The sequence below is a fragment of the Gluconobacter sp. NFX36 genome (assembly GCF_049887835.1).
Classification (GTDB): domain Bacteria; phylum Pseudomonadota; class Alphaproteobacteria; order Acetobacterales; family Acetobacteraceae; genus Gluconobacter; species Gluconobacter japonicus_A.
Genome location: NZ_JAGEKJ010000019.1, coordinates 1 through 21,938, shown reverse-complemented (window position 1 = coordinate 21,938; position 21,938 = coordinate 1). Strand labels below are relative to the sequence as shown.

Sequence of the window (21,938 nt, the reverse complement as noted above, 5' to 3'; positions counted from 1 at the left end):
AGCTTACTCAGGCAGGTTTTCGAGAAGGGCGACACCTTCGGCAGACCCGAGAACAGCAGCTTTTTCCTGACGGTTCAGTTTGGAAAGAGCGGTCTTGAGAGACGAGGCTTCCTTCAGCTTGACCAGACCCACCAGGAGGTTTGCATCAATGGCACTTCCCGGTTTGCGGGCTGGAGGAAGGGCGCCAAGATGCGCGTCCAGCAAGGTACGGTCTGTTCGGAGCAACGCAAAAGCTTCTTCTGGGGGCTGATGCGGCGCATGCATGGCTTCAGTCCGCAGGCGATCATTCTCTGCCGCAAGGCGTAGGATTGGCGGCGGAGCTGTTTCTTCTTCGATCAGCAGCAGGCCAGCCTTGCGCAATCCCAGCCCGACATCGCGGCTTGCCGTCAGGGCCGCCAGGGGAATGGCCAGAACAAGCCCCAGCAGCACGGGAGTCATCCACAGGAACAGCGCCTGCGAGACAGACCATGCCGCTGCGGCCAGAAGGACGCCGAAGACCGTGTAAACCCAGTAGCCACGCGCAACTTCACGCAGGGAAACCCGACCATCTTCACGGTTCTGGGCATTCCAGCCGGAATCCCGGCCCAGCAGGATGGAAATCACACCGGATGTCTGGATCAGCATGGCAATCGGGGCAATCAGGCCGCCAATCAGCGTTTCCAGAATGATGGACAGGAACAGTTTGATAACACCGCCTGATCCCCGGAGGGCTGTACGGTCAAACAGCATGGCGATAAACGCCAGCCCCTTGGGGGCCAGCAGGATGCCCATCGTGCCGATGAACACGAACTTCGCCTGTACCGGGTCAACGCGCGGCCAGTGCGGATAGAGCGTTGGCTTCGTGCCGAAATATTCCGGATGATAGAAATGCGACTGAAGGGAAATCAGAATTCCAAACAGCAGGAACAGTAGCCACAGTGGGGACATGACATACGAGCCAATACCCGTCAGCATATGGGTCCGGCTGACCCAGTGCAGGCCCTTTGTTCCAAGGATCTTGGCATGCTGAAGGTTGCCCTGACACCAGCGGCGGTCACGGATAGCGACGTCCGTTAGCGAGGGCGGGCTCTCTTCGTATGAGCCGAAGAGACCGGGTACCATGTGAATGGCCCAGCCACCGCGGCGCATCAGAGCGGCTTCAACGAAGTCATGGCTCAGAATGTGGCCACCGAAGGGAGGACGGCCCTTCAGATGCGGGAGGCCAGCCTGTTCGGCAAAGGCACGGGTGCGGATGACGGCGTTATGACCCCAGTAATTGCCTTCCGAGCCATGCCACCACGCAATCCCATGTGCGATGAGGGGGCCGTAAACACGCCCGGCAAACTGCTGCATCCGTGCGAAGAGTGTGCGGCCGCCAACGATCACTGGAAGTGTCTGGATCAGGCCGACGCCATCATGGTTTTCCATGGCAGACACGACGCGGACGATCAGGCTGCCATCCATGACGCTATCGGCATCCAGCGTCAGCATCTGCTGGTAGGAGCCACCAAAGCGTACCACCCAGTCATGCAGGTTTCCGGCTTTGCGGTCCGTATTCTGGTGACGGCGGCGATAGAAAATGCGCTGATGATCGCCAGTAGCCTGACGGAACGCCAGAAAAGCCCGCTCTTCCTGTAGCCAGACATCCGGGTTGGTTGTGTCTGACAGGATAAAGAAATCAAATGCGTCAATCTGGCCGGTCGCCAGAATGCTGTCGTAGATGGCTTTGAGACCTGCAAGAACCCGCGTCGGGTCTTCATTGTAGGTCGGCATCAGGACGGCGGTTCTGGCCTTCAGACGGGGAAGTGCGCCCGTGCGCTGGATACCGAGGCCTAACCCACCACGGCAGATCAGAGACACAAATCCGCCAAGGCTGGACGTGAAGGATAGCGCGATCCAGAAGCCCAGAATGGCAAACAGCACCAGAACAATCACGCCCAGTGTCGAAACACCGAGCGAATTGAAAACCTGGTTGATTTTGTAGACCCCGAAGCCTGTCAGCAGAATGGCCGTACCAAACACGAACAACCGCCGTAGCCAAAGCAGCTTCGGTGTTGTGTCCAGAATGCGGAAGGGGCGCCCGTGGCGATCCGGCTGCTGCTGGAGGTTCTGAGGCTCCATTTTGAGCGGAGCCTCATGGGGAAGAAAAGGGGCTTCGGACGGGGAAAAATCTGTCACGGCGTCCAACGATACATCCATTTTTCAGAAACCGGCCCCTGATCGTTCGCCAACTGGGCCTGAAGCTCGGAGGCTTTGGCGTCCCCCGGTACGAACTCGAAAGTGGTGCGCCAGCCCTTGATGTTCGGGTTGGGCTCTACAACGACATTACGGATCGTGCCCGGCGTACTTTGTGAGATCAGGTGAAAATGCGCATCCGCCGGAAGGTTTTGGAAAGGCGCCCCCGTGAAGTCGATGACGAACATGCGGGCATCGGCGTGATCCGTTACCGCACCAATCCGGGTTCCGCCTACACGAGCCAGCGGTGTCGGCCACGGCGTGTCCCAGCCCCAGTACATGCGATAGGTAAAGCTGTACTCCTGACCGGCCTTGAGCGGTGCCTTCGGGCGCCAGAAACACACGATGTTGTCGTTCACTTCATTGGGCGTCGGGATTTCAACCAGATCGACGGCGCCGTCACCCCAGTTACCAATCGGCTCGATCCACAGGGAAGGGCGTTTTTCGTAGTTAAGCGCCAGATCTTCGTAATCGTGGAAGGAACGCTTGCGCTGCATCAGGCCAAAGCCATGCGGGCTGCTGTCTTGGAATGCGGAGAACTGGAGATCTGTCGGGTTAACGAGCGGACGATAAAGCTGCTGGCCCGAGCCGGTCCAGACCTGAAGGGCTTCGCTGTCATGAGCGGCTGGACGCCAGTCATCGACGTGGTTGTGCTCGTTGGCATCAAAGTAGAACATGCCGGTCAGCGGTGCGACGCCGGATTCTGTAATGTCCTGACGCGGGAAAAGCGAGGACTGGACATCGAAAACAGTCGTGTCACCCGGACGGATCGTGAAGCGGAACGCTCCTGTGACGGATGGGCTGTCCAGCAGGGCGTGGATCACAACGGATTCAACACCGGGTTCAGGCTTTTCCAGCCAGAATTCACGGAAGAGCGCGAATTCTTCCCCTTTGGAGTTCCCTGTTCCATTCGCGAAGCCACGGGCGGAAAGACCGTAATTCTGCCCCTTGGCGACGGCCCGGAAGTAGGACGCTCCTAGGAACACAGCACATTCTTCCATCACGCCGGGGGTGTTGATGGCGTAGCGCAGACGGAGGCCGGCAAAGCCCAGATCGTCGGTTACGCGCAGCATGGAGTTGGCGTAGGTGAAGAGGTCCGGATCATAGGCGATCGGGGTCGACTGACCGCCAATGACTTCATTCATCCCAATCCGCGGCTTGTAGAGAAAGCCACGCGGGAAAAACTCCACTTCGAAAGCCAGATTCTGGCCATGCCACAAGGCGCGGTCCGGATTGAACGCGATGCCACGGAACTGATCAAAATCGAGATTGGCGATTGCGGAGGGCAGACTCTGGGGAGGAGGAGCGTAGGGCGATCTGGAGAGCTTTTCAGCAAGAGCGCGAACGGTCCCGTTATCGAACGGAACAGTTTTTGGAGCCTGCTTTGCGGCAGGCGGCGCGGACTGAGCATAAGCCAGACCACCGGAAGCTCCCATAAGGGACATCCCGGCTCCAAGCTTTACCAGATCACGACGCAGGATACTCATACTTTTCCCTACAGTCCCAGTTTCTACCGAACTTCCGAAATCGAAGTGGTCATGTTCCACCGATACGCCGGATGCAGTTCGTTGCGAAGAGACGTTCTATGATTGCAGAGTTATTTCACAAGGGTTGGACATGTTCTTTTCATGGCAGAGCCGGAAAAGGACACATCATTGTGAACTCTGTTGCTGACAGACATAAAAAGGTGGAACGCGTTCAGATATTTCAGAAACAACCGTCTTATTTATTTTTTCAAGATGTGGAACGCTGAACAGTATCCGGACGTTCCCGAACCTTTCAATATCCCGTGCATTCCCAGAGTTTTCAGGGCCGCTGAGAACGACACCAAGAACCGCAATTCCGCGCTTGCGCAGCGCTTCCAGGCTGAGAAGGGTATGGTTGATTGTGCCAAGCCCGCTTCGAGCGACCAGAACGACCGGTAGATCCATCTGCTGAATCAGATCAATCATCAGCATGTCTTCCCGGATCGGAACCATCAGGCCGCCTGCGCCTTCGACCACGAGGGGGGATTGTATGGCCGGGAGAACCAGACGGCCCGGATTGATGGTCACGCCTTCCAGATTGGCAGCGGCCAGAGGCGCCAGCGGGGCCTGCAATCCGTAAGCCGGGGCAATGATTCGGTCGGCTGTGAGTTCGGCAAGGATGCGGACGGTTGGTGTATCACCGGCTTCATCAGCCAGCCCCGTCTGAAGTGGTTTCCAATAAGTGGCATTCCACGCTTTCGTCAGGATCGCGCTGACAAGCGTTTTGCCGATTTCCGTGTCTGTTCCGGTGACGAACACACCGCGAAAACTGTTCATGGAGTGTCCTTTCTGAAAATTCCGAGGCCAATCCTGTAGGTCACAGCCTGATGGTGTCTGTCAAAGTGGCGCATGGCGCGACGCAGGGCACCGAGACTTGCCGGAGTACTGCCAGACTGGGGTAGGGAGGCACCGATCTGGCGCAGCCTATGCAGGAAGGTACGGGCATTTGGGACTGGATCGTGTAGAGTGGTGACGTCCCACGTTCCAGAACCGCCCTCTGGCCATTCCCGTTGAAGGGCGGATGCGTCCATATAAGAAGGAACGCCACAGGGTGCACCTTCCTGCTCGCAGGAGGAGCGCCATTCCCCGAGGCTGCCCGGCAGAAGTGTCGTGAGCATGAGAGAGCCGCCGGGGGCAAGTTTCTGACACAGGCGCTGAAGAGCGGTCTGGCGGTTTTCAAACCATTGAAAGCAAAGGCTGGACGCGATCAGCTCGAAGGGGCCGTCCACGTCTGGATATTCGCCATCCATGACGCGGAATGTGACAGGCCGGTCTGTCAGTCGTTCCTGTGCCCGGGTAATCATGCCGGGTGCCAGATCAGTCGCAATTAACGCGCTATCTGGGAAGGAAGCAGAGAGTTTTTCGGTAAGAAAGCCAGTGCCGCATCCAAATTCCAGAATCCGTGTCGGGCGTGACTGTGCCAGTTCCTTGCGGATGCGTTCGGCCAGAAGTTCGGCGCAGCGATACTGGATATCTGCTGCTGCATCGTAACCCTGTGCCGCGTCAAACCGTTGGGCAATCTGGTTCTTGCGCTCATCCATGGCGTGCCGACCATTGCCTGATAAAATTGGCGCAAAGAGCGGGTTCCGTCAGGGGCAGAAGGTGACCTCCGTCCACAATCGAACCGGGACTGGCAAAGCCGGACCGGGGTGGCGGGAACGGATCTGACCGCCCTGTCATCCAGTGCAGGCGGTCGCCCCATCTGGCGGCCTGCTCCCTTGCGTCGTCCAGAAGCAGTTTTTCCAGTCCGGTATCAAGGCGTTCGAGAGCAGGAGGGCCGGGAAGTGGCTCATCCGTGCCACATCGCTTGCGGAAGTCGGCCAGAACGGCTTCTGGCGATTTCTGGAGCTGGTGCCTCATCCGTTCCAGAACACGGGCGGGAACACCGTCTGGAAAGTCGTCGGCAGCGGAGAAACGGGAGAATCCGTTGAACAGGACAAGACCTTCGCACTCCGGAAGATCCTGACTCAGCAGGAAAAGGCTGCCTGCTGAATGCCCGACGGCGAGATAAGGCGTCTGGGGCAATGGCGGATGGGAGGGAGCACCGAAATAGCCAGCGTCTACGATGGAGGCCTCGCCCCCCGGCAAATGGTCCAGCATCGTGGTCCAGAAGGACGCATCAAACCCCCAGCCATGCACAAGATACAGGGGAAGGCTCATTGATCGTTTCCGGCCAGCCGAATGATGGCCTCGGCCAGTCGCTCGATGTCTGCATTCTGAAGGCCGACATGCAGGGCAATCCGTAACCGTGCCGTTCCAGCGGGAACGGTGGGAGGGCGGATTGCGACGGTCAGGAAGCCTTCGCTTTCCAAGGCTGTTGCGACGTCCACTGCGCGTTGGGCCTCGCCTATCAGAACGGGAACGATTTGTGTCGTGGATTCGGCTGTATCGAACCCGGCGTTGTTCAGGAGGGTCCGGAGTGTCTCGGCCTGTCCCAGCAGGGTTGTCCGTTCCGTGCCCATGCCGGGAATGACGTCGAGCGCGGCATCTATGGCCCCGAGAACGGCCGGAGGGAGCGCAGTACTGTAGATGAACCCTGAAGCATGATTGATCAGATAATCGCAAAGCAGTCTGGAGCCGGCGATATAGGCGCCCATTCCGCCGAGCGCTTTGCTGCATGTGCCCATGGTCAGATCAGCCAGACCGCCCGAAAGCCCCTGTCCATGAGGCCCTAGAACGCCGGTCGCATGGGCTTCATCGACATAAAGGAATGCGTCGTAGCGATCTGCCAGCGTTCGAAGAGCCGGAATGCCGGCGCGGTCTCCGTCCATGGAGAACACGCTTTCCGTTACGATCATCCGCAAGCCGGGTGTGGCGGCTTCGCGCTTCAGGAGTGTTTCCAGATGGGCAAGGTCATTGTGGCGGAAGCGGACCTGCCGGACGCCCGCTGCCGCGCATCCATGATGCAGGCTGGCATGGTTCAGCCGGTCCGAAAACACGATCATTGGATGGCCGGTCTGAGCCACCGAAAGGGCGCAGAGTGCGGGGACAACTGAGGCATTCGCTTGCCAGCCTGAGGCAAATAGCAGTGCTGCATCACAATGCTTGAACCGGGCCAGTTTCTCTTCAACCGCGTGATGCAGGTCCAGCGTGCCACTGACCAGTCGGGAAGCCCGTGCGCCGGTTCCATATCGAAGCGCCCAATCTGCAGCCCGTTCTCGCAACAGGGGATGATCCGCAAGGCCCAGATAATCGTTGGAGGAAACGTCGATCAGGCGCTGCCCATCGCGCAGGATGGCGCCTGTCTCTCGGGTGACAGAGCGGAGACTCCGGCGGGTTCCGGCTGCCTCACGCTTCTGAAGGGCCGTAGCGAAATGGGCGTCAAACAGGGTCATGTGTTGTCCTGAAGAACGGTCACGATGCTGGACGTCAGATGGGAAAGGTCTTCGGATGTAATCGTGAAGGCCGGTGTCAGGTATACGATATTGCGGAAAGGCCTGATCCAGGTGCCATGCGTAACGAAGGCGCGACGCAGGACATCCGGGTTTTCGATTTTCTCAAGCTCGACCACGCCGATTGCGCCCAGCACGCGCACATCTTTGACCCCCGGGATCGTTCGGCAGGGTTCTAGTTCGCGGCGAAGCTGATCGGAAATCCGGGCGACCTGTTCAAGGCGTGGCTCCTGTTCGAACAGATCCAATGACGCATTGGCGACTGCACAGGCCAATGGGTTCGCCATGAAAGTCGGGCCATGCATGAGTGCTTTGCCACCCTCCGTCGACAGGAACGCCTCAAACACGCTCCTTCTTGCAACGGTGGCCGCCAGTGCCATGGTTCCACCGGTCAGGGCTTTGGAAAGGGCCACGATGTCAGGCACGATGTTGGCCCGCTCACAGGCGAACATGGTCCCGGTCCGGCCAAAGCCCGTAAAGATCTCATCAAGGATCAGCAGGATGCCAAACCGGTCACAAAGCTCCCGCAGACGACGCAATACCTCGGGGCTGTGAAACAGCATTCCGCCAGCGCCCTGAACCAGAGGCTCTGTGACGATGGCGGCGATCGTGTGGCCTTCCTTTTCCAGAAGGGCTTCAAGCCGGGCTGTGCTGGCGTCATCGACGGGCAGGTCAGCCAAAACCTGCTTTGGCAGCACGCCTGCGAACAGGCTGTGCATCCCCTCTTCGGGGTCACAGATGGACATCATGCCCAGCGTGTCCCCGTGGTAGCCGCCACGGAAGGACAGCATTTTCGTGCGTCCCTCTGTTCCGCGATTGATGTGGTACTGCACGGCCATCTTGACCGCGACTTCCATCGCGACCGATCCGGAATCGGTGAAGAATGTCCGTTCCAGATCCCCGGGCAGAAGCTCTGCCAGTCGCGCGGCCAGACGGCGGGCCGGTTCATGGACCATTCCCCCGAACATGACATGCGGCATCATGCTGGCCTGCTGGATGAGCGCCTGCTGAATGTGCGGGTGGCTGTAGCCATGACAGGCGGTCCACCAGGCAGCGACACCGTCCACGAGCTCGCGGCCATCCGCCAGTGTGATGCGGCTTCCGGATGTGCGGACGGCCTCCACGGGGAAGGGCGCGGTCTGCATCTGTGTGTAGGGTAGCCAAAGATGCGGGAGGTCGGCCGCGGAACGGTTCGCCTCGGTGGATGAGACTGTAGCGGGTGAAACTGTGCAGGACATTCCAGCGTTCTCCCGCATGGTCCGGGGCAAGTCCATCCCCCCGGCCATGATGCTGTCATCGGATATCATAAAAAGGTCACGCTTTAACGGGAAACGATCTGGCATGAACCCCGTTATTGCACCGCCCTGACCTGTGTCGGTGGCGGCAGAAAGGACGTTCTTTCGCGGTTGGAAGGACAATCAAGGTCAGGATCGATGCTGAATTCCAAGGTTATTCATGTCAACGGTGTGTTTCTCGGCACAGCCATCATGAACAGCAGCATGAACACTCTGCGATTCTATGCCACGCACGAGAGTGTCCGGGCGTTGCATAATGCCTGCATGCCTGACCTTCTGGCGCTGTACTGTCAGGTCAGGCGTTTGTTCAACAGCAGCCGACTGACCCTTCAGGGCGCCTGATCCGTCAGGTTCCGCAGAACGTGTTTCGAACCCGCTCATGCTGGGCGGGTGGTTGGTCGAACCCATCGTCTGCATCGTCGAAAGGATGCGACAGAGCTTCTGTCAGACGATGGAAAGGCGCGTAGTTTCCTGCCACAGCGGCTGTAATGACGGCCTCAATCTGATGATTGCGGGGAATGATCCGTGGATTGACTATCCTCATCGCCTGAGCGCGTTCTTCAGCGCTGACGTTCTCCTTTTTTAATCGGTGTTGCCAATCCTGCAACCATACGGTCGCGGCAGTCTGGTCGTTGAAAAGGGTCAGGACATCTGATGTATCGCCGGTCCGGACAGCGTTGCACAGCAGGCGGAAAGTCAGCGTCAAGTCTGCTTCGTCGCGATGCATCAGTGTGAGAAGTCTGGAAATCAACGTGGTGTCGGCTTTCTGTTCAGTCATCAACCCCAGTTTTTGACGCCAGCCTGAAAGATAGGTCTCTCCAAATATCTGATCGAAACGGGTCAGGGCGGCTGTTGCCATGGTGACGGCCCTGTCGGTGTCTGGATCAATGGACGGTAGAAGGGCTTCTGCCAGTCGCCCTAGATTCCACAACGCCATATCTGGCTGCTGGCCGTAGGAATAACGTCCGTTCTGGTCAATGAAGCTGAAAACCTTGCCTGGATCATAGGCGTCAAGGAAGGCGCAGGGCCCGAAGTCGATGGTTTCTCCGGCGATGGACATGTTGTCCGTGTTCATGACACCGTGGATGAAACCGACGAGCATCCATCGAGCGATCAGTCTTGCCTGGCGCTCCACGACAGCTTCCAGCAAAGCCAATGCACGATTGATGCTGGTTGCCAGGTCCGGATAGAGGCGCCCAATCACGTGATCGGTCAGAACACGTAGCGAGGCCTGGTCTCCGCGTGCTGCGAAATACTGAAACGTGCCAACCCGGACATGGCTGGAAGCAATGCGTGCAATGACGCCACCGGGCACGAGCGTTTCCCGGAGAACGTCTTCGCCTGTTGTCAGGGCGGCCAGAGCGCGTGTCGTTGGAATCCCAAGCGCGGCCATGGCTTCACTGACAATATATTCGCGCAGAACCGGCCCCAGAGCTGCGTGCCCGTCTCCTCGGCGGGAGAAGGGGGTAGGGCCGGAGCCTTTGAGATGTAGATCCCAGAGTTTTCCTTGTGCATCCTGAATCTCCCCCACCAGCATGGCTCGCCCATCCCCCAGGGAGGGAACGAAATGCCCGAACTGGTGTCCAGCGTAAGCCATGGCGACGGGAGAATGGCCGTCCGGGCGCAACCCGTGAGACAGAAGAGAGATCCCTGCCGGACTTTTCAGCCATTCGGGTGACAGCCCGAGAGCGGTAGCAAGGGGGGCGTTGAGTCCGATGATTCCGGGTGCCCGGAAGGGGCGGCTTTTCAGAGGCGTAGAGAACCGTTCCGGCAGTGCGGCATACTGGCGAAGAAGCTGCATGAAACGCCTCTGTTGGATTGATGTTGGAATGCCCTCACATGGGCCCCCTGTAAGGATAAAGAAAGAAGTCACAGTCTTTTTATGACGTGCTTTATGATGAAACTCAGAGTTTGAGTGGCATTATTGTCATAAAAAAGACATTTCAGGTACAAGTTATGAGCTGCTCTTCTTTGAGAAAGAATCAATTTTTTCTCGCTGAAACTCTGTTTTTGCAAAGATTTTTTCTGATGGAAGAAAGGGGAGGTGACGGAAAAGACAGTATTCTCTATTCATGAATTATGAACGGGCGTTTCTGCCTTTGATGCCGCCTGTGCGGGACCACAGCATAGAGGACATTTCGTGGAGCAAACCCAGCGCGTGTCTGGCCCCGGAAGGGATGTAAGCCCGGCAGTCATCCGACTATATGCAACCATGGCGGCTGCCCGTTTTCATGGGGTTGAGCTTGATATACGTGATTTTGCGGCCGAGCCGGGTGAAGCCTCTCCCTCTCCTGCGTCTCTGGCGCGCTGGCTGACATCGCAGGGGGTTGTTGCCAAAGGAATGCGTCTCCGCTGGCGTTACCTGATCCGGCTTCGGAATACGCCCCCGGTTGTTCTCATGTTCAAGGACGGCTCCGCAGGCCTCATGGTTTCGGCGAATGCGGAGAAGGGCATCGTCTGGCTCCGTGACCCGATGGGTGGGGAGGGGGATGCGCCTGTTCCTGTTGACGAACTGCGTCTTTCCCAGGTCTGGACGGGAGACGTGCTTCTGGTGAAGCGGCGCGTCAACGAATCTGAAGCGGATGCGCGTTTTGACCTGCTCTGGTTTGCCAAGATGGTCATGCGGGAGAAGCACGTTCTTCGGGATATTGCTTTTTCTTCCATGGTACTCAGTGTTCTGCAGGTTTTTCCGGCACTGATCGTCATGCAGGTTCTGGACAGGGTGGTGAACTACCACTCGATGGCGACACTGATTTCTCTGACGTCTTTTGTTATCATACTTACGTTTTATGAAATTCTCTTGAGCTATGCGCGAAGAGAACTTTCTCTGATTCTGTCGACCCGACTGGATGCCAGAATTTCGCTGCATGCCTTCAATCGGCTTCTTGCCCTGCCGCTCGAATTCTATGAGCGGGAACAGACAGGCGAAGTCCTCGGCCGCTTCATGGCGGTTTTCAAGGTCCGTGACTTCCTGACCGGACAGTTGATGACTACCCTTCTGGACATGTTCACGCTTGTCGTGGTGCTGCCAATTCTCTTCCTGCTCAGCCCGACCCTAGCCTGGCTGACGATTGCCGGGGCTGGCTGTATCGGATTGATCGTCGTTATCTTCCTGCCCGTTCTGACGCGTATCATGGGACGTCAAATTCGGGCGGAAATGAACCGTGGTTCAACCCTGTACGAGACAGTCGCTGGTATTCGAACCGTCAAGACACTGGCGCTTGAGCCTACACGCCGCGAAGAGTGGGATGAGAAGACGGCGGAAGTGGTTCGGTGGAAACTGGCTGCTGGACGCATGTCCAACTGGCCTCAGACCCTCGTGATGCCTTTCGATGCTTTCATCAGCCGCGGCGTCATTCTCGTAGGCGCGTATCTGGTGCTGACGAACGCCAGCACCATGCAGGCTGGCGCGCTGGCGGGCTTCATGATGCTAGGTGGTCGTGTGGCCCAGCCACTGGTTGGGTTGGCAAAGCTGATGGAGGCTGTGAATGAAGTGACGGTGTCTCTTGGGGAAGCAGGTGCAGTGCTGAACCAGCCAACTGAGACAAAAGCGCTCACTACCGGGATGCGGCCTGTTATCAAGGGGGCTCTGTCCTTCAGGGATGTGAACTTCTCTTACCCGGGCTCCTCCACGAAAGCCCTGAACAACGTCAATTTTGAAGTGCCAGCGGGGACGATGCTGGGGCTGGTGGGGCGGTCTGGCTCTGGTAAGTCCACGGTTACGCGCCTCCTTCAGGGTGTAAGCCGGAATTACACTGGCTATCTTCGTTTGGACGGGGTTGATCTGCGTGAAATTAATCTGACCCATCTGCGACGCTCTTTCGGTGTGGTGTTGCAGGACAACTTCCTGTTCCGTGGTACGGTCAAAGACAATATTACGGCCGGACGTCCAGGGTTGACCATTGATGATGCCATTCGCGCGGCAAGACTGGCCGGGGCTGAAGAATTCATCGAGCGGATGCCTGCCGGGTACGATACCTTCATTGAAGAGGGATCGACCAATATTTCCGGTGGTCAGCGTCAGCGTCTGGCTATTGCACGTGCCGTCATCAGTGATCCGAAATTGATGATCCTCGATGAGGCAACTTCTGCTCTCGATCCTGAATCCGAAGCTCTGGTGAATGCCAATCTTCAGCGGATCGGCAAAGGAAGAACGATGGTCATCGTTTCTCACCGTCTGTCTTCGCTGGTGGATTGTCACCAGATTGCCGTGATGGATCAGGGTAAGCTGGTGGATATAGCGCCGCATCATGTTCTGCTGGAACGCTGTGAGATCTACAGGACGTTGTGGCTACAGCAGAATCGACATCTCAATTCTGCTGCCAACTCTGGCGAATCCAGCCAACTGACCGAAGGAGAATAAGATATGAGCTCCTCCGACATGATTTCGCAGAGTGGCCAGGCTCCAGAAGAGAATGACAGTGAGAACTTCAACAGTCATGTGCCGCGTGCTGCGACGGACCCGTTCGCGCCGCAGGATATGCCGATTGCACTGCTGGAATTCCATTCTCCAACAGCGGGATTGGTTAATCTGCCGGCCACGGCTTCTGCACGTTACGTCATCTGGCTGATTGGATGTCTGTTTCTGGCCTGCCTGGCGGGAATGGCATTTTTCCCAATCAATCGTGTGGTTAGCACGACAGGGCGTCTGGCATCTACGCAGCCCACCATTGTTGTGCAGCCGCTGGAAACATCGATTGTTCGATCAATCGACGTGCACGTGGGTGACTTTGTACAGAAGGGACAGGTGCTTGCTCATCTGGACCCGACTATTACAGAGGCTGACATCACGAACATGGCCCAGCAGCGTGACGCTTATCAGGCTGAATTTGACCGGCTGAAAGCGGAAGCTGACGACAAGGACTATGTGCCTGATACGTCCAATCCCGCATCCGTTCAGCAGGGAGCTGCTTTCCTGCGGCGGCGGAGTGAATATCGTGCGCGGGTCCAGAATTATGAGCAGCAGCTGGCTGGTCTGGAAAGCGATCTGCAAGGATATCGGGCCAATGCGGCCATGTATGCCAGCAAGATGCGTGTGGCTTCTGAAGTTCTGAAAATGCGCCAGCATGAACAGGCCGATCAGGTCGGGTCGCGTCTCTCTACGCTTGCTGCCCAGAACGATATGATGGAAGCCGAGCGTGCGGAAATTTCTGCTCAGCAGAGTGCAAATTCTGCGGAAAGCAAGATAGCTGCCATGAAAGCCGAACGTGACAGCTATATAGAGAACTGGAAAGCGCAGGTTTACACGAACCTGACGGAAACCCAGCACCATCTGGACGAATATCGCAGTTCATACGAGAAGGCACGTCTCCGTCAGGACCTTATTTTGCTCAAGGCTCCGGAAGACGGCGTTGTTCTGACGATTGCCAAGGCCTCCATTGGCTCTGTGCTACAGTCAGCCGGTCAGTTCATGACACTGATTCCGACGGGTGCCGGTGTTGAGATGGAAGCGGTCATGAAGGCGAGTGATGCGGCCTTCGTGAAACTCGGAGATCATGCGATCGTGAAATTCGCAGCGTTCCCGTACAATCAGTATGGCGGCGCTGAAGCTACGGTTCATGTTATCAGCGCAAACTCCTTTGATAAATCTGATGTCAGTAATCCTGGAGATAACAGCGCGGTTGCAGGGGGACCTGACGGATCAGTGTACTATCGTGTGCGGTTGAAGATTGATCGCTACACACTCCATGGACAGCCGGCCTTCTTCCATCCCTCGCCCGGTATGCCGGCAACGGCGGATATTGACGTTGGTCAGCGGACGATCCTGAAGTACCTGTTTGGACGTGTTGCTCCGGCCCTGACGGACGGTATGAGAGAGCCGTAAGGTTAGAAAACGCCCGAACATTCCGGGCGTTTTCCACTTCTATCGGACCAGGATTGGAATCATGACATTCAAGCGCCGCATTGCGTCTCTTCTGTCTTCAAAGGGGAAGGTGGAAGAAGGCATTCGTCTGATGGAAGCAGGCGATTTCGTTCGGGGATTTGCTCTTCTCAGCCGTCTTGCCAGTGCAGGTGATACGGAAGCGTCTTTTCGCGTTGGACGTGCCTATCTTGACGGTGCCGGGGTTCCGCCCAGTCTGGAAGAAGGAGCGCACTGGATGTTGGGCGCGGCAGAGGCTGGCCATGTTGAAGCCGCCTTTGTTCTGGCAACGCTTTATACGATCGGGTTCCCTGAAGGCTTTGAAATCCGCAAAGCGGCAGCGACTTTTGACTTGGCCGCGCGTCCGCCGTCAGGAGCTCGCCAGCCCGATTTTCATAAAGGGTTCCATTGGGGGCAGGTTGCCGCAAATGCGGGTTTTTCTGATGCGCAGGCTCTTCTTGGTTACATCCTGACCAATGGTCCCGAGGATCTGCGGGATGCTGTTCAAGCGCGAGCCTGGTATGAACGATCTGCTGCTGCGGGATGTTCGCAGGGGCATCTTGGTCTGGCGTTGGCCATTCTCCATCAGGCCGAAACAGATGATGCTAGAACCCTCGCGGCTCATCATCTGAAAGAAGCGACCAAGGGTGGACTGGGGACAGCCTTCGATATTCTTGGGCGCATGAGCGAAGCCGGTGCTGGTGTTCCGCGGGACATGGGGGCTGCGGCTCGATACTACCAGCAGGCGGCCGAACGGAACATTGTTGGTGCACAGGCCCGTTATGGTCTTTTCCTGCTGGAAGGCGTCGGGATTGAGCAGCATTATGGTCGTGCCGAAACCTGGCTGCGACGGGCTGCCCTGAACGGGGATGCGGAATCAGCCGCGCTGCTAGGGGATCTTTATGCGCAGGGTGGTGAGCTTCCCCCCAATTTGATGGAAGCGGCAAACTGGTATCGCCTGGCCGCAGAGCAGAAACACGGTGGCGCAGCGCGAGCATTGGGGCTGCTTTACCTGACGGGAAATGGTGTTCACCGTGATCCGGATGTGGCGACTCATTGGTTCCAGGTAGCGTCAGAAGCCGGAGACCGCCATGCGGATGCCGATTTCGGCAATCTGATTCTGACAGGAGCTTCTGCAACGGATGATGAGAAACAGGCCCTGCAAGAGCGTTTCGAGCGTGCTGCCGAACGTGGGGATTTAGTGGGGGCTTTCAATCTTGGTGTGTGCTTCGATCAGGGTGTCGGCGGTACGGTCGACAGTCGGGAAGCAGCCCGCTGGATGCAGAAGGCCGCAGATGGCGTTGTGAACGCCCAGTTCTGGTACGGTAAAATGCTGCTGGAGGGGCGGGGCGTACAGGCCGATCCAACTCAGGCCATGCACTGGATGGAAAAGGCCGCAGAGGCCGGAATGGGAGAGGCCCAGGTTGCTGTCGGGCAGCTTCTCGTCACGGGGCAGATCAATGGCCGCAAAGATCATGGTCGTGCGATGGAACTTTATCGTGCCGCCGCAGAAAGCGGAAACGTGGATGCGATGTTCTCGCTCGCAGCCATGTATGGCGGCGGACATGATGTTCCGGAAAATCGCATTGAAGCTCAGAAGTGGTTCATGAAGGCGGCCCAGCTTGGGAATGGTCTGGCCCAACTTATGTTGGGGCGGTATCTGATCCGCGGTCTGGCAGGGGTGACGGACCTGCAGGAAGGCCGGAAATGGCTGGAGCATGCGAAAGCCCAGGGGATTGCGGATGCCGAGGCCGAACTCATCAATCTTGATGCGGCCCAGCCTGACGAGGACGATTGATCGGCGTGACGTCCGATAGCAATCCTGATCTTACGGGGACAACGTCCAGAGCTGCCTTCGGAGGATACGGTCATGTCGTAACCCCGGAAGACCGGGCTGAATGGCGGGACGTGATGAACGCCCGCGCACAGGCCGCTTTCCAGCGTGGACAGGAGGCCATACAGGCAGGACGCCTGCAGGACGGTGTTTTCTGGCTGGAGCGTGCCGAAAGAATGGCGCGTCAGAGCCCGAATGTTATCTGGGCGCTGGCCATTGCGTTTCTGAATATTGGTCGCGTTCAGAGTTGTCTGGAACGGATGGAGCGACTTTATCAGACATATGGTTTGCGGGAAGCAGCGTTTCTGTCCGTTGTCTGTCTTGTTCGATTGAATGAGACGGCGCAGGCTTCTTCGAGGCTGGGAACGGCATTATCGAAATTTCATATTCTGCCTGAACTTAGGCAACTGGCGAGCCAGCTCTCCAAAAGTGCAGGGAAGCCAGGATGGTGTACGGCGTCCAATGGGAGCTGGGTGGATGTGGAAGCGACTGGCAGCATCCGGGTGCTGCTGGATGGTGTCGAAGCAGGACGAGGTCTTCGCGGACGCTACAGGCTCCCGGACGGTTGGCAGAAGGCCACACGTCTTGAGGTTCGGGCAGGCCGCCAGCATGTACTTGGAAGCCCGATTGATGTGCCGGCGCTCATACGCTGTGAATCGCTTGTGCGTGCGACGAGCAAGGGGCTTGAGGGATGGCTCTGGTACCCTGCAGAACCAGACCATGTTCCCTCCGTGACGTTATGGGACGATCGCACTCTGTCAGTTCCGGCGTTTGCGGTTGATGTAGACAGTGATGTCCCTTTGTCGCGACCGCGTTCTTTTCGTCTTGAGAAAAACTGTTTGCCGAAAGGCGATTGTGGGGCGCTGCTTTTAAGGGATGAGCACGGGCGGCCTCTTGTGGGCGCGCCGATTGATCCCATGGTCGGCCGACTGGTTTCTAAGCGTGGCAGGCTGCCCGAACGTCTGCGCCCTGTTCATGTGGAAGCATGGCCTCATAGACCGAGAAGGCCCAGAGACAGTTCCGGATGTGTTGTTGTTATTCCGGTGTATCGTGATCTGGCGGGAAGCAAAGCCTGTTTGCGCAGTGTGCTGGCAACGGTCCCGCCGGGTATCGAAATCATTGTTGTGGATGATGCAACGCCAGAGCCAAAGCTGGCAGGCTTTCTGGATATGCTGGCGCAGGACGGTAAAATTACGCTTGTCCGGCATGAGGCCAATCAGGGATTTCCGGCGTCTGCGAATGACGGTATGCGCCTTGCGGCAGGGCGGGACGTTGTTCTTCTGAATAGTGATACACTTGTGTGTTCAGGGTGGATTGAGCGGTTACGGGCACGGTTGGCTTTTACGGATGTGGGAACCGTAACGCCTTTTTCCAATGACGCTAGCATCCTGTCCTATCCTTCGGTGGACACTGAAAATACGGTGCCTGATGGAGCAGGCACACGAAAACTGGATGTTCTGTGCCAGGCTCTGTTTTCACAGGAAGACGCTTGTATCGATTTGCCAACCGGAAATGGTTTCTGCATGGCGATGACCGCCGAATGTCGGGCTGAGACGGGTTTTTTTAGAGAAGACCTGTTTGCTCAGGGCTATGGCGAGGAGAATGATTTCTGTCTTCGGGCCTCTGCGCAGGGGTATCGTCACTTTCCCGCACCGGATGTGTATGTGGCGCATACAGGGTCAACGTCATTCGGAAGCAGCCGTAAGGCCCTGATGGGGCGGAATCTGGAAATCCTGAATGCCTTGCATCCCGGGTACGATGCAGAAGTCGCAGCGTTTATAGAGAGGGATCCCCTCAGGCAGTTCCGGCGGCAACTGGATATGGCCCGGATAGACGAACAACGCCAAGGACGTTCTTCCATGCTGTTGGTTCAGCATGATGCAGGTGGGGGTGTGGGGCGTGTCGTGCTGGAGCGTGCCCAATCTTTTGAGCAGCAGGGTTTTTTGGCTCTGACGCTTCGGCCAACATCTCTGGGGTGTAAACTTGAATGGCCAATGGGGGAGAGAAACTTCGCTCCGAACCTCAATTTCACACTGCCCGAGGAACTCCCCCTTCTTGTCGACACGCTGTTACGGCTGAAAATTCATCGCATTGAGTGGCATCATCTCGTAGGGCATGCCCCCTGTATTCGAACGCTTCATGAAGATCTTTGTGTTCCCTACGATGTGTTTGTTCACGACTACATCTGGTTTTGCCCTCGTATTTCTCTTCTGGATGGAAATGGGCGCTATTGTGGTGAGCCGGATGTGGCAGGCTGTGAGGCCTGTATTGCGACGTGGGGTAGTTATCTGGGAGAGGATCTGACTGTCCCGGATCTTATCAGCCGCTCTCAACGCGAATTCAGGCAGGCTGATACGGTGATGGTGCCGTCTCGTGATACCGCGCAGAGAATGGCGCGGCATTTTCCACAGACTCATTTTCTGCCTGTGTCGCTGGAAGATGATGTCGTTCTTTTGTCAAATATTTCAGGGCGGAAAGGTATTATTTCGGGTCGTGCCTTGCGGATTTGTGTTGTTGGAGGGCTGAGCCGCTGGAAGGGGTATGACGTTCTTCTGGCCATGGCGCAGTGCATCAGGGTCATGTCTCTTCCGGTCGAGCTTGTGTTGGTAGGACATACGCCCGATGACGAATCACTGATTACCGCTGGAGTTAAGGTCACAGGAGAATATCAGGAAGGCCAAGTTCTGGATCTGATTCGGGAACAGAGCGCCGATATTGGATTTATTCCTTCCGTTGCACCGGAAACCTGGTGTTATGCCCTTGGAATATTGTGGAAAAGCGGGCTCGAAGTTTTGTGCTTTGACATTGGAGCGCAATCGGAGCGGGTGCGTTGTAGTGATCGGGGCGCAGTTGTTCCACTAGGAATGCCTGTTGAATTTCTTGTTCGATTTATTTTGCGTCGCTGGGGGCCGGTAAGTTGAAGTGAACGGGGTTTACGCTTCGACTGGAACGGGTAAATATAACCCGGAAACAATGCCTGTCTTGAACTGGCTGCTATAGCCGCTGGGCTTGAAAAGTTTTTCCTCCCGTTATGCGGGAACAAGTGGAGTAGGGAATGTCAAAGACGGCTGAAGCACCAACGCAGAACCGGGTGATTGACCTCAAGTCTGGCGCTCACATGATGGTTCTCGATGCGGGAATTTTCTGCATTTTTCATGCCGCGGGACAGCAGGATCCTGGGCCTTCCGGGCTTCCGGGTATTCGGATTTCCCGTGCTCCCGGGACGCCTCCGGGCATTGTGACCGTTAGCACATTCGAGGAAGATGGCTGGATTGGTGGTGCCAATGGCGCTGCTCTGGTGCGTATTACCCGCGGGCCGGCAGCTGTTCTGGTAACCACCTATCAAGAGCCGGGTAGCCCCCACGAAGCGCCAAAGCTTCAGGTCGCACAGCTTGCAGGTCCAACCTCCGTCAGTCCGGCTTCGGTCGCTGTCGCGCAGCCTGCGCAGAAAGCAGCGCCTCTGCCCATCGAAGCGGCTGAAATTTCTGCCCACGTTCAGCGGGTTGGTGATGTTGCGGCTCCGATCGGTGAATGGATGGGAACACCGGGCAGCCAGTCGTGGATCGAAGGTTTTGCCATCGCTCCGAAAAACAGCATTCCGGCTTCCGATATCGAATATCAGGCTGTCCTGGGGAAGGGGTGGCTCTCTCCCTGGTCTGAAGGTGGCCAGTATTGTGGTTCGCGCGGTATGGCGCTTCCCATTCTTGGTCTGCGGGTTCGCCTGAAGGGGGCATCGGCAGAAACGCATCATATCCGTCTTTCCTCCACCTTTACGGACGGCTCACGCCTTGGCCCGCTTGATGGGACAGATGCTCTGGAAGCAGAGAGCCTTGCTCCGCTTGAGGCTTTTCTTCTGGAAATCATCCCGAATGCAGGCGCTGAAGCACCGGCCGCCAAACGCCCTCGTGCGAAGTCTGTAAAAGCCGCTGCGAAGTCTAAGGCTGACGCTGCAGAATGACGACGAACGAAAGCTGGTTGCCTGAACGGAAAGCTAGCTTTCAAATATCAAATCAGAGTTGAAGCGCCGTTATTTTTCAACTCTGCCTTCAGCCCTTTTTGAATGACCGGGACTTGGTGTGCGGTATCTTTTTGTCCATCAGAATTTTCCCGGTCAGTTTCTGCATTTCGTGCGTCATCTTCATGAGCAGGGTGGGCACGAAATTGTCTTTATTTCTGAGGCAAACGCAGGCGAGATTCCTGGGGTCAGGCGCGCTGTTTATCGTGTCCCGCGTCTGCCCTCATCTGCCACGCACCCGCATCTGCGTGAATTTGAATATGGGCTCCTGAGGGCAGAGGCCGTTGCGACGGCTGCCAAGACGCTCAAGGGGCTTGGCTATGTCCCGGATATCATCATCGGTCATCATGGCTGGGGTGAACTGCTGAATCTTGTGGATGTTTTCCCTGGCTGTCCCATTTTGGGATATTTTGAATTTTTCTATCATACTGATCGGAATGACGTAGGGTTCGACCCGGAATTTCCTCCTAGTCCGGATTTGGCGGCGGCTGTACGAGTGAAAAATGCCATAAATCTTCAGGCGCTTTCCTTGCCAAATGGTTATGGGCAGACCCCAACGCAGTTTCAGAAATCTACCTATCCTGGCTGGGCGCAGGACAGGATCTCTCTGCTCCGGGAAGGCGTAAATCTCGAGCTGTGCCAGCCTGATGCTCAGGCGCGTCGACGGAACCTCGTGATCAACGGTGTAAAGATTTCACCGCGTGATGCGCTTGTGACGTATGTTGCGCGTAACCTTGAACCTTATCGTGGTTTTCATAGCGTCATGCGCGCCTTGCCGCGTATTCTGGATGAGCGAAAGGACGCGCAGGTCATTCTGGTCGGAGGGGATCAGGTCAGTTACGGTGCGCCGCCTCTGGATCGCGGAAGCTGGAAAGACATCATGCTCAAGGAACTGGAAGGCAAGCTGGATCTCAGTCGGATTCATTTCGTCGGCAAGGTTGCCTATGATGATTTCCGTAATCTGCTCAAAAGATCAGATGCTCATCTGTACCTGACTTATCCTTTCGTGGCTTCCTGGTCTCTGCGCGAAGCCATGGCGACGGGATGCCCGATTATTGGCAGCGATACGGCCCCGGTCAGTGAATTTATTACAGATGGAGTTACGGGCCGTCTGGTGCCATTTCTTGAACCGGATCGGATTGCTGAGACCGTTCTTGAACTGCTTGAAGATCGCAAACAGGCGCGTCGTCTGGGGCAGGGAGCCAGAGGATATGCAGAAGCCGAACTGTCCTTGCAGGATTATCTGCAACGATATGATTCCTTGGTCCGGGATGTTGTGAGTCAGAACAGGCTCTGACGGTTTGTGGTCAATATACCTTCTGCCGTGACTGCGAAGTTGTGGCAGAGGCATGGATAAAGTCACGTTCCATGACACTGGCAGGTATGATAACCTTCCTGCCATAGAGAGTTACAGAAACATCTGCGCTGCGCAGGCGGATGTGACAGGAGCGGTCCGAATGTCTTTCGAAATACTTCCTGGCTTGCGTGACATCGTACAGTCCTGGGTGGTGAAGAAAGAGGTTTCCTTACCGCCACGGCGTTTGACGGACGAAGATATCGAAGTCCTTGCGAAGGCGAGTATTGAAACGCTGAAGCAGCGTGCCGTTGGAGAGCTGGCCTCAGAATGGGGCAGCCTCCAGACCCTGACGGCTTCATGGATTGTTCAGCGCCAAAGAGGTGGAGGGTTCGAAAAACCTTCTGGATTTGAGGGTTCCTCTGTGATTCCATCTCTCCTGCGTTGATTGGGGATGATGGCAGATGAAGCAGCCTGGTTTCTTTGATGTTGAAGAGCGGCTGGCCCG

General features: G+C 56.8%; 16 protein-coding genes. 8 read left to right on the top strand and 8 right to left on the bottom strand.

The window, feature by feature from the left end:
- Positions 1-3: 3 nt before the first annotated feature.
- From mdoH to J4P41_RS13930, 7 genes are all read right to left on the bottom strand, one after another.
- Entirely contained in the window at positions 4-2,178 is a 2,175-nt protein-coding gene (gene mdoH / locus J4P41_RS13960) for a glucans biosynthesis glucosyltransferase MdoH (protein ID WP_426067618.1), read from the bottom strand.
- Positions 2,154-3,701 (bottom strand): glucan biosynthesis protein, encoded by a 1,548-nt coding sequence (locus J4P41_RS13955; RefSeq protein WP_426067617.1) that lies wholly within the window; start codon positions 3,699-3,701, stop codon positions 2,154-2,156. Before J4P41_RS13955 ends, mdoH begins: the two co-directional genes overlap by 25 nt.
- A gap of 165 nt (positions 3,702-3,866) precedes the next feature.
- On the bottom strand, positions 3,867-4,517 hold the full coding sequence (bioD, locus tag J4P41_RS13950; RefSeq protein WP_426067616.1) for a dethiobiotin synthase: 651 nt from the start codon (positions 4,515-4,517) through the stop codon (positions 3,867-3,869).
- Positions 4,514-5,281, bottom strand: a complete 768-nt coding sequence (locus J4P41_RS13945) for a methyltransferase domain-containing protein (RefSeq protein ID WP_426067615.1) — start codon at positions 5,279-5,281, stop codon at positions 4,514-4,516. The genes bioD and J4P41_RS13945 overlap by 4 nt, the downstream gene beginning before the upstream one ends.
- Positions 5,274-5,900: a biotin synthase gene (locus J4P41_RS13940; protein ID WP_426067614.1), complete on the bottom strand. Its 627-nt coding sequence runs from the start codon at positions 5,898-5,900 to the stop codon at positions 5,274-5,276. The genes J4P41_RS13945 and J4P41_RS13940 overlap by 8 nt, the downstream gene beginning before the upstream one ends.
- Positions 5,897-7,075: an aminotransferase class I/II-fold pyridoxal phosphate-dependent enzyme gene (locus J4P41_RS13935; RefSeq protein ID WP_426067613.1), complete on the bottom strand. Its 1,179-nt coding sequence runs from the start codon at positions 7,073-7,075 to the stop codon at positions 5,897-5,899. Before J4P41_RS13935 ends, J4P41_RS13940 begins: the two co-directional genes overlap by 4 nt.
- Positions 7,072-8,439, bottom strand: coding sequence for an adenosylmethionine--8-amino-7-oxononanoate transaminase (locus tag J4P41_RS13930; RefSeq protein WP_426067612.1), 1,368 nt, complete (start codon positions 8,437-8,439; stop codon positions 7,072-7,074). Before J4P41_RS13930 ends, J4P41_RS13935 begins: the two co-directional genes overlap by 4 nt.
- A gap of 126 nt (positions 8,440-8,565) precedes the next feature.
- On the opposite strand from J4P41_RS13930, the gene J4P41_RS13925 reads away from it, so the two are divergent.
- A complete protein-coding gene (locus tag J4P41_RS13925) occupies positions 8,566-8,769 on the top strand; it encodes a hypothetical protein (RefSeq protein WP_426067611.1) in 204 nt (67 codons plus the stop codon).
- Between the two features lie 4 nt (positions 8,770-8,773).
- Here J4P41_RS13925 and J4P41_RS13920 read toward each other — a convergent pair whose 3' ends face one another.
- Positions 8,774-10,228 (bottom strand): protein adenylyltransferase SelO, encoded by a 1,455-nt coding sequence (locus tag J4P41_RS13920; protein ID WP_426067610.1) that lies wholly within the window; start codon positions 10,226-10,228, stop codon positions 8,774-8,776.
- Positions 10,229-10,639: 411 nt separating this feature from the next.
- Here J4P41_RS13920 and J4P41_RS13915 point away from each other — a divergent pair, with 411 nt between their 5' ends.
- From J4P41_RS13915 to J4P41_RS13885, 7 genes are all read left to right on the top strand, one after another.
- Complete coding sequence (locus J4P41_RS13915) at positions 10,640-12,790, top strand: peptidase domain-containing ABC transporter (protein ID WP_426067629.1); 2,151 nt, start codon at positions 10,640-10,642, stop codon at positions 12,788-12,790.
- Positions 12,791-12,793: 3 nt separating this feature from the next.
- Positions 12,794-14,251, top strand: coding sequence for an HlyD family type I secretion periplasmic adaptor subunit (locus J4P41_RS13910; RefSeq protein ID WP_426067609.1), 1,458 nt, complete (start codon positions 12,794-12,796; stop codon positions 14,249-14,251).
- Between the two features lie 61 nt (positions 14,252-14,312).
- Positions 14,313-16,085, top strand: coding sequence for a tetratricopeptide repeat protein (locus J4P41_RS13905; protein ID WP_426067608.1), 1,773 nt, complete (start codon positions 14,313-14,315; stop codon positions 16,083-16,085).
- 5 nt (positions 16,086-16,090) lie between these two features.
- Positions 16,091-19,042, top strand: coding sequence for a glycosyltransferase (locus J4P41_RS13900; RefSeq protein ID WP_426067607.1), 2,952 nt, complete (start codon positions 16,091-16,093; stop codon positions 19,040-19,042).
- Positions 19,043-19,176: 134 nt separating this feature from the next.
- The gene (locus J4P41_RS13895; protein WP_211568143.1) at positions 19,177-20,079 is read left to right on the top strand and encodes a hypothetical protein; all 903 of its coding nucleotides are present in this window, start codon (positions 19,177-19,179) and stop codon (positions 20,077-20,079) included.
- 118 nt (positions 20,080-20,197) lie between these two features.
- Positions 20,198-21,433: a glycosyltransferase family 4 protein gene (locus J4P41_RS13890; protein WP_426067606.1), complete on the top strand. Its 1,236-nt coding sequence runs from the start codon at positions 20,198-20,200 to the stop codon at positions 21,431-21,433.
- Positions 21,434-21,593: 160 nt separating this feature from the next.
- A complete protein-coding gene (locus tag J4P41_RS13885; protein WP_426067605.1) occupies positions 21,594-21,878 on the top strand; it encodes a hypothetical protein in 285 nt (94 codons plus the stop codon).
- Positions 21,879-21,938 lie beyond the last annotated feature (60 nt).

Bases quoted from the DNA above. Each gene is read 5' to 3' on its own strand.
- J4P41_RS13895 (WP_211568143.1), top strand. From the start codon at position 19,177: ATGTCAAAGACGGCTGAAGCACCAACGCAGAACCGGGTGATTGACCTC.
- J4P41_RS13935 (WP_426067613.1), bottom strand. From the start codon at position 7,075: ATGACCCTGTTTGACGCCCATTTCGCTACGGCCCTTCAGAAGCGTGAG.
- J4P41_RS13925 (WP_426067611.1), top strand. From the start codon at position 8,566: ATGCTGAATTCCAAGGTTATTCATGTCAACGGTGTGTTTCTCGGCACA.
- J4P41_RS13905 (WP_426067608.1), top strand. From the start codon at position 14,313: ATGACATTCAAGCGCCGCATTGCGTCTCTTCTGTCTTCAAAGGGGAAG.
- J4P41_RS13940 (WP_426067614.1), bottom strand. From the start codon at position 5,900: ATGAGCCTTCCCCTGTATCTTGTGCATGGCTGGGGGTTTGATGCGTCC.
- J4P41_RS13910 (WP_426067609.1), top strand. From the start codon at position 12,794: ATGAGCTCCTCCGACATGATTTCGCAGAGTGGCCAGGCTCCAGAAGAG.
- mdoH (WP_426067618.1), bottom strand. From the start codon at position 2,178: ATGGATGTATCGTTGGACGCCGTGACAGATTTTTCCCCGTCCGAAGCC.
- bioD (WP_426067616.1), bottom strand. From the start codon at position 4,517: ATGAACAGTTTTCGCGGTGTGTTCGTCACCGGAACAGACACGGAAATC.
- J4P41_RS13955 (WP_426067617.1), bottom strand. From the start codon at position 3,701: ATGAGTATCCTGCGTCGTGATCTGGTAAAGCTTGGAGCCGGGATGTCC.
- J4P41_RS13930 (WP_426067612.1), bottom strand. From the start codon at position 8,439: ATGATATCCGATGACAGCATCATGGCCGGGGGGATGGACTTGCCCCGG.
- J4P41_RS13885 (WP_426067605.1), top strand. From the start codon at position 21,594: ATGTCTTTCGAAATACTTCCTGGCTTGCGTGACATCGTACAGTCCTGG.
- J4P41_RS13920 (WP_426067610.1), bottom strand. From the start codon at position 10,228: ATGCAGCTTCTTCGCCAGTATGCCGCACTGCCGGAACGGTTCTCTACG.
- J4P41_RS13915 (WP_426067629.1), top strand. From the start codon at position 10,640: ATGGCGGCTGCCCGTTTTCATGGGGTTGAGCTTGATATACGTGATTTT.
- J4P41_RS13945 (WP_426067615.1), bottom strand. From the start codon at position 5,281: ATGGATGAGCGCAAGAACCAGATTGCCCAACGGTTTGACGCGGCACAG.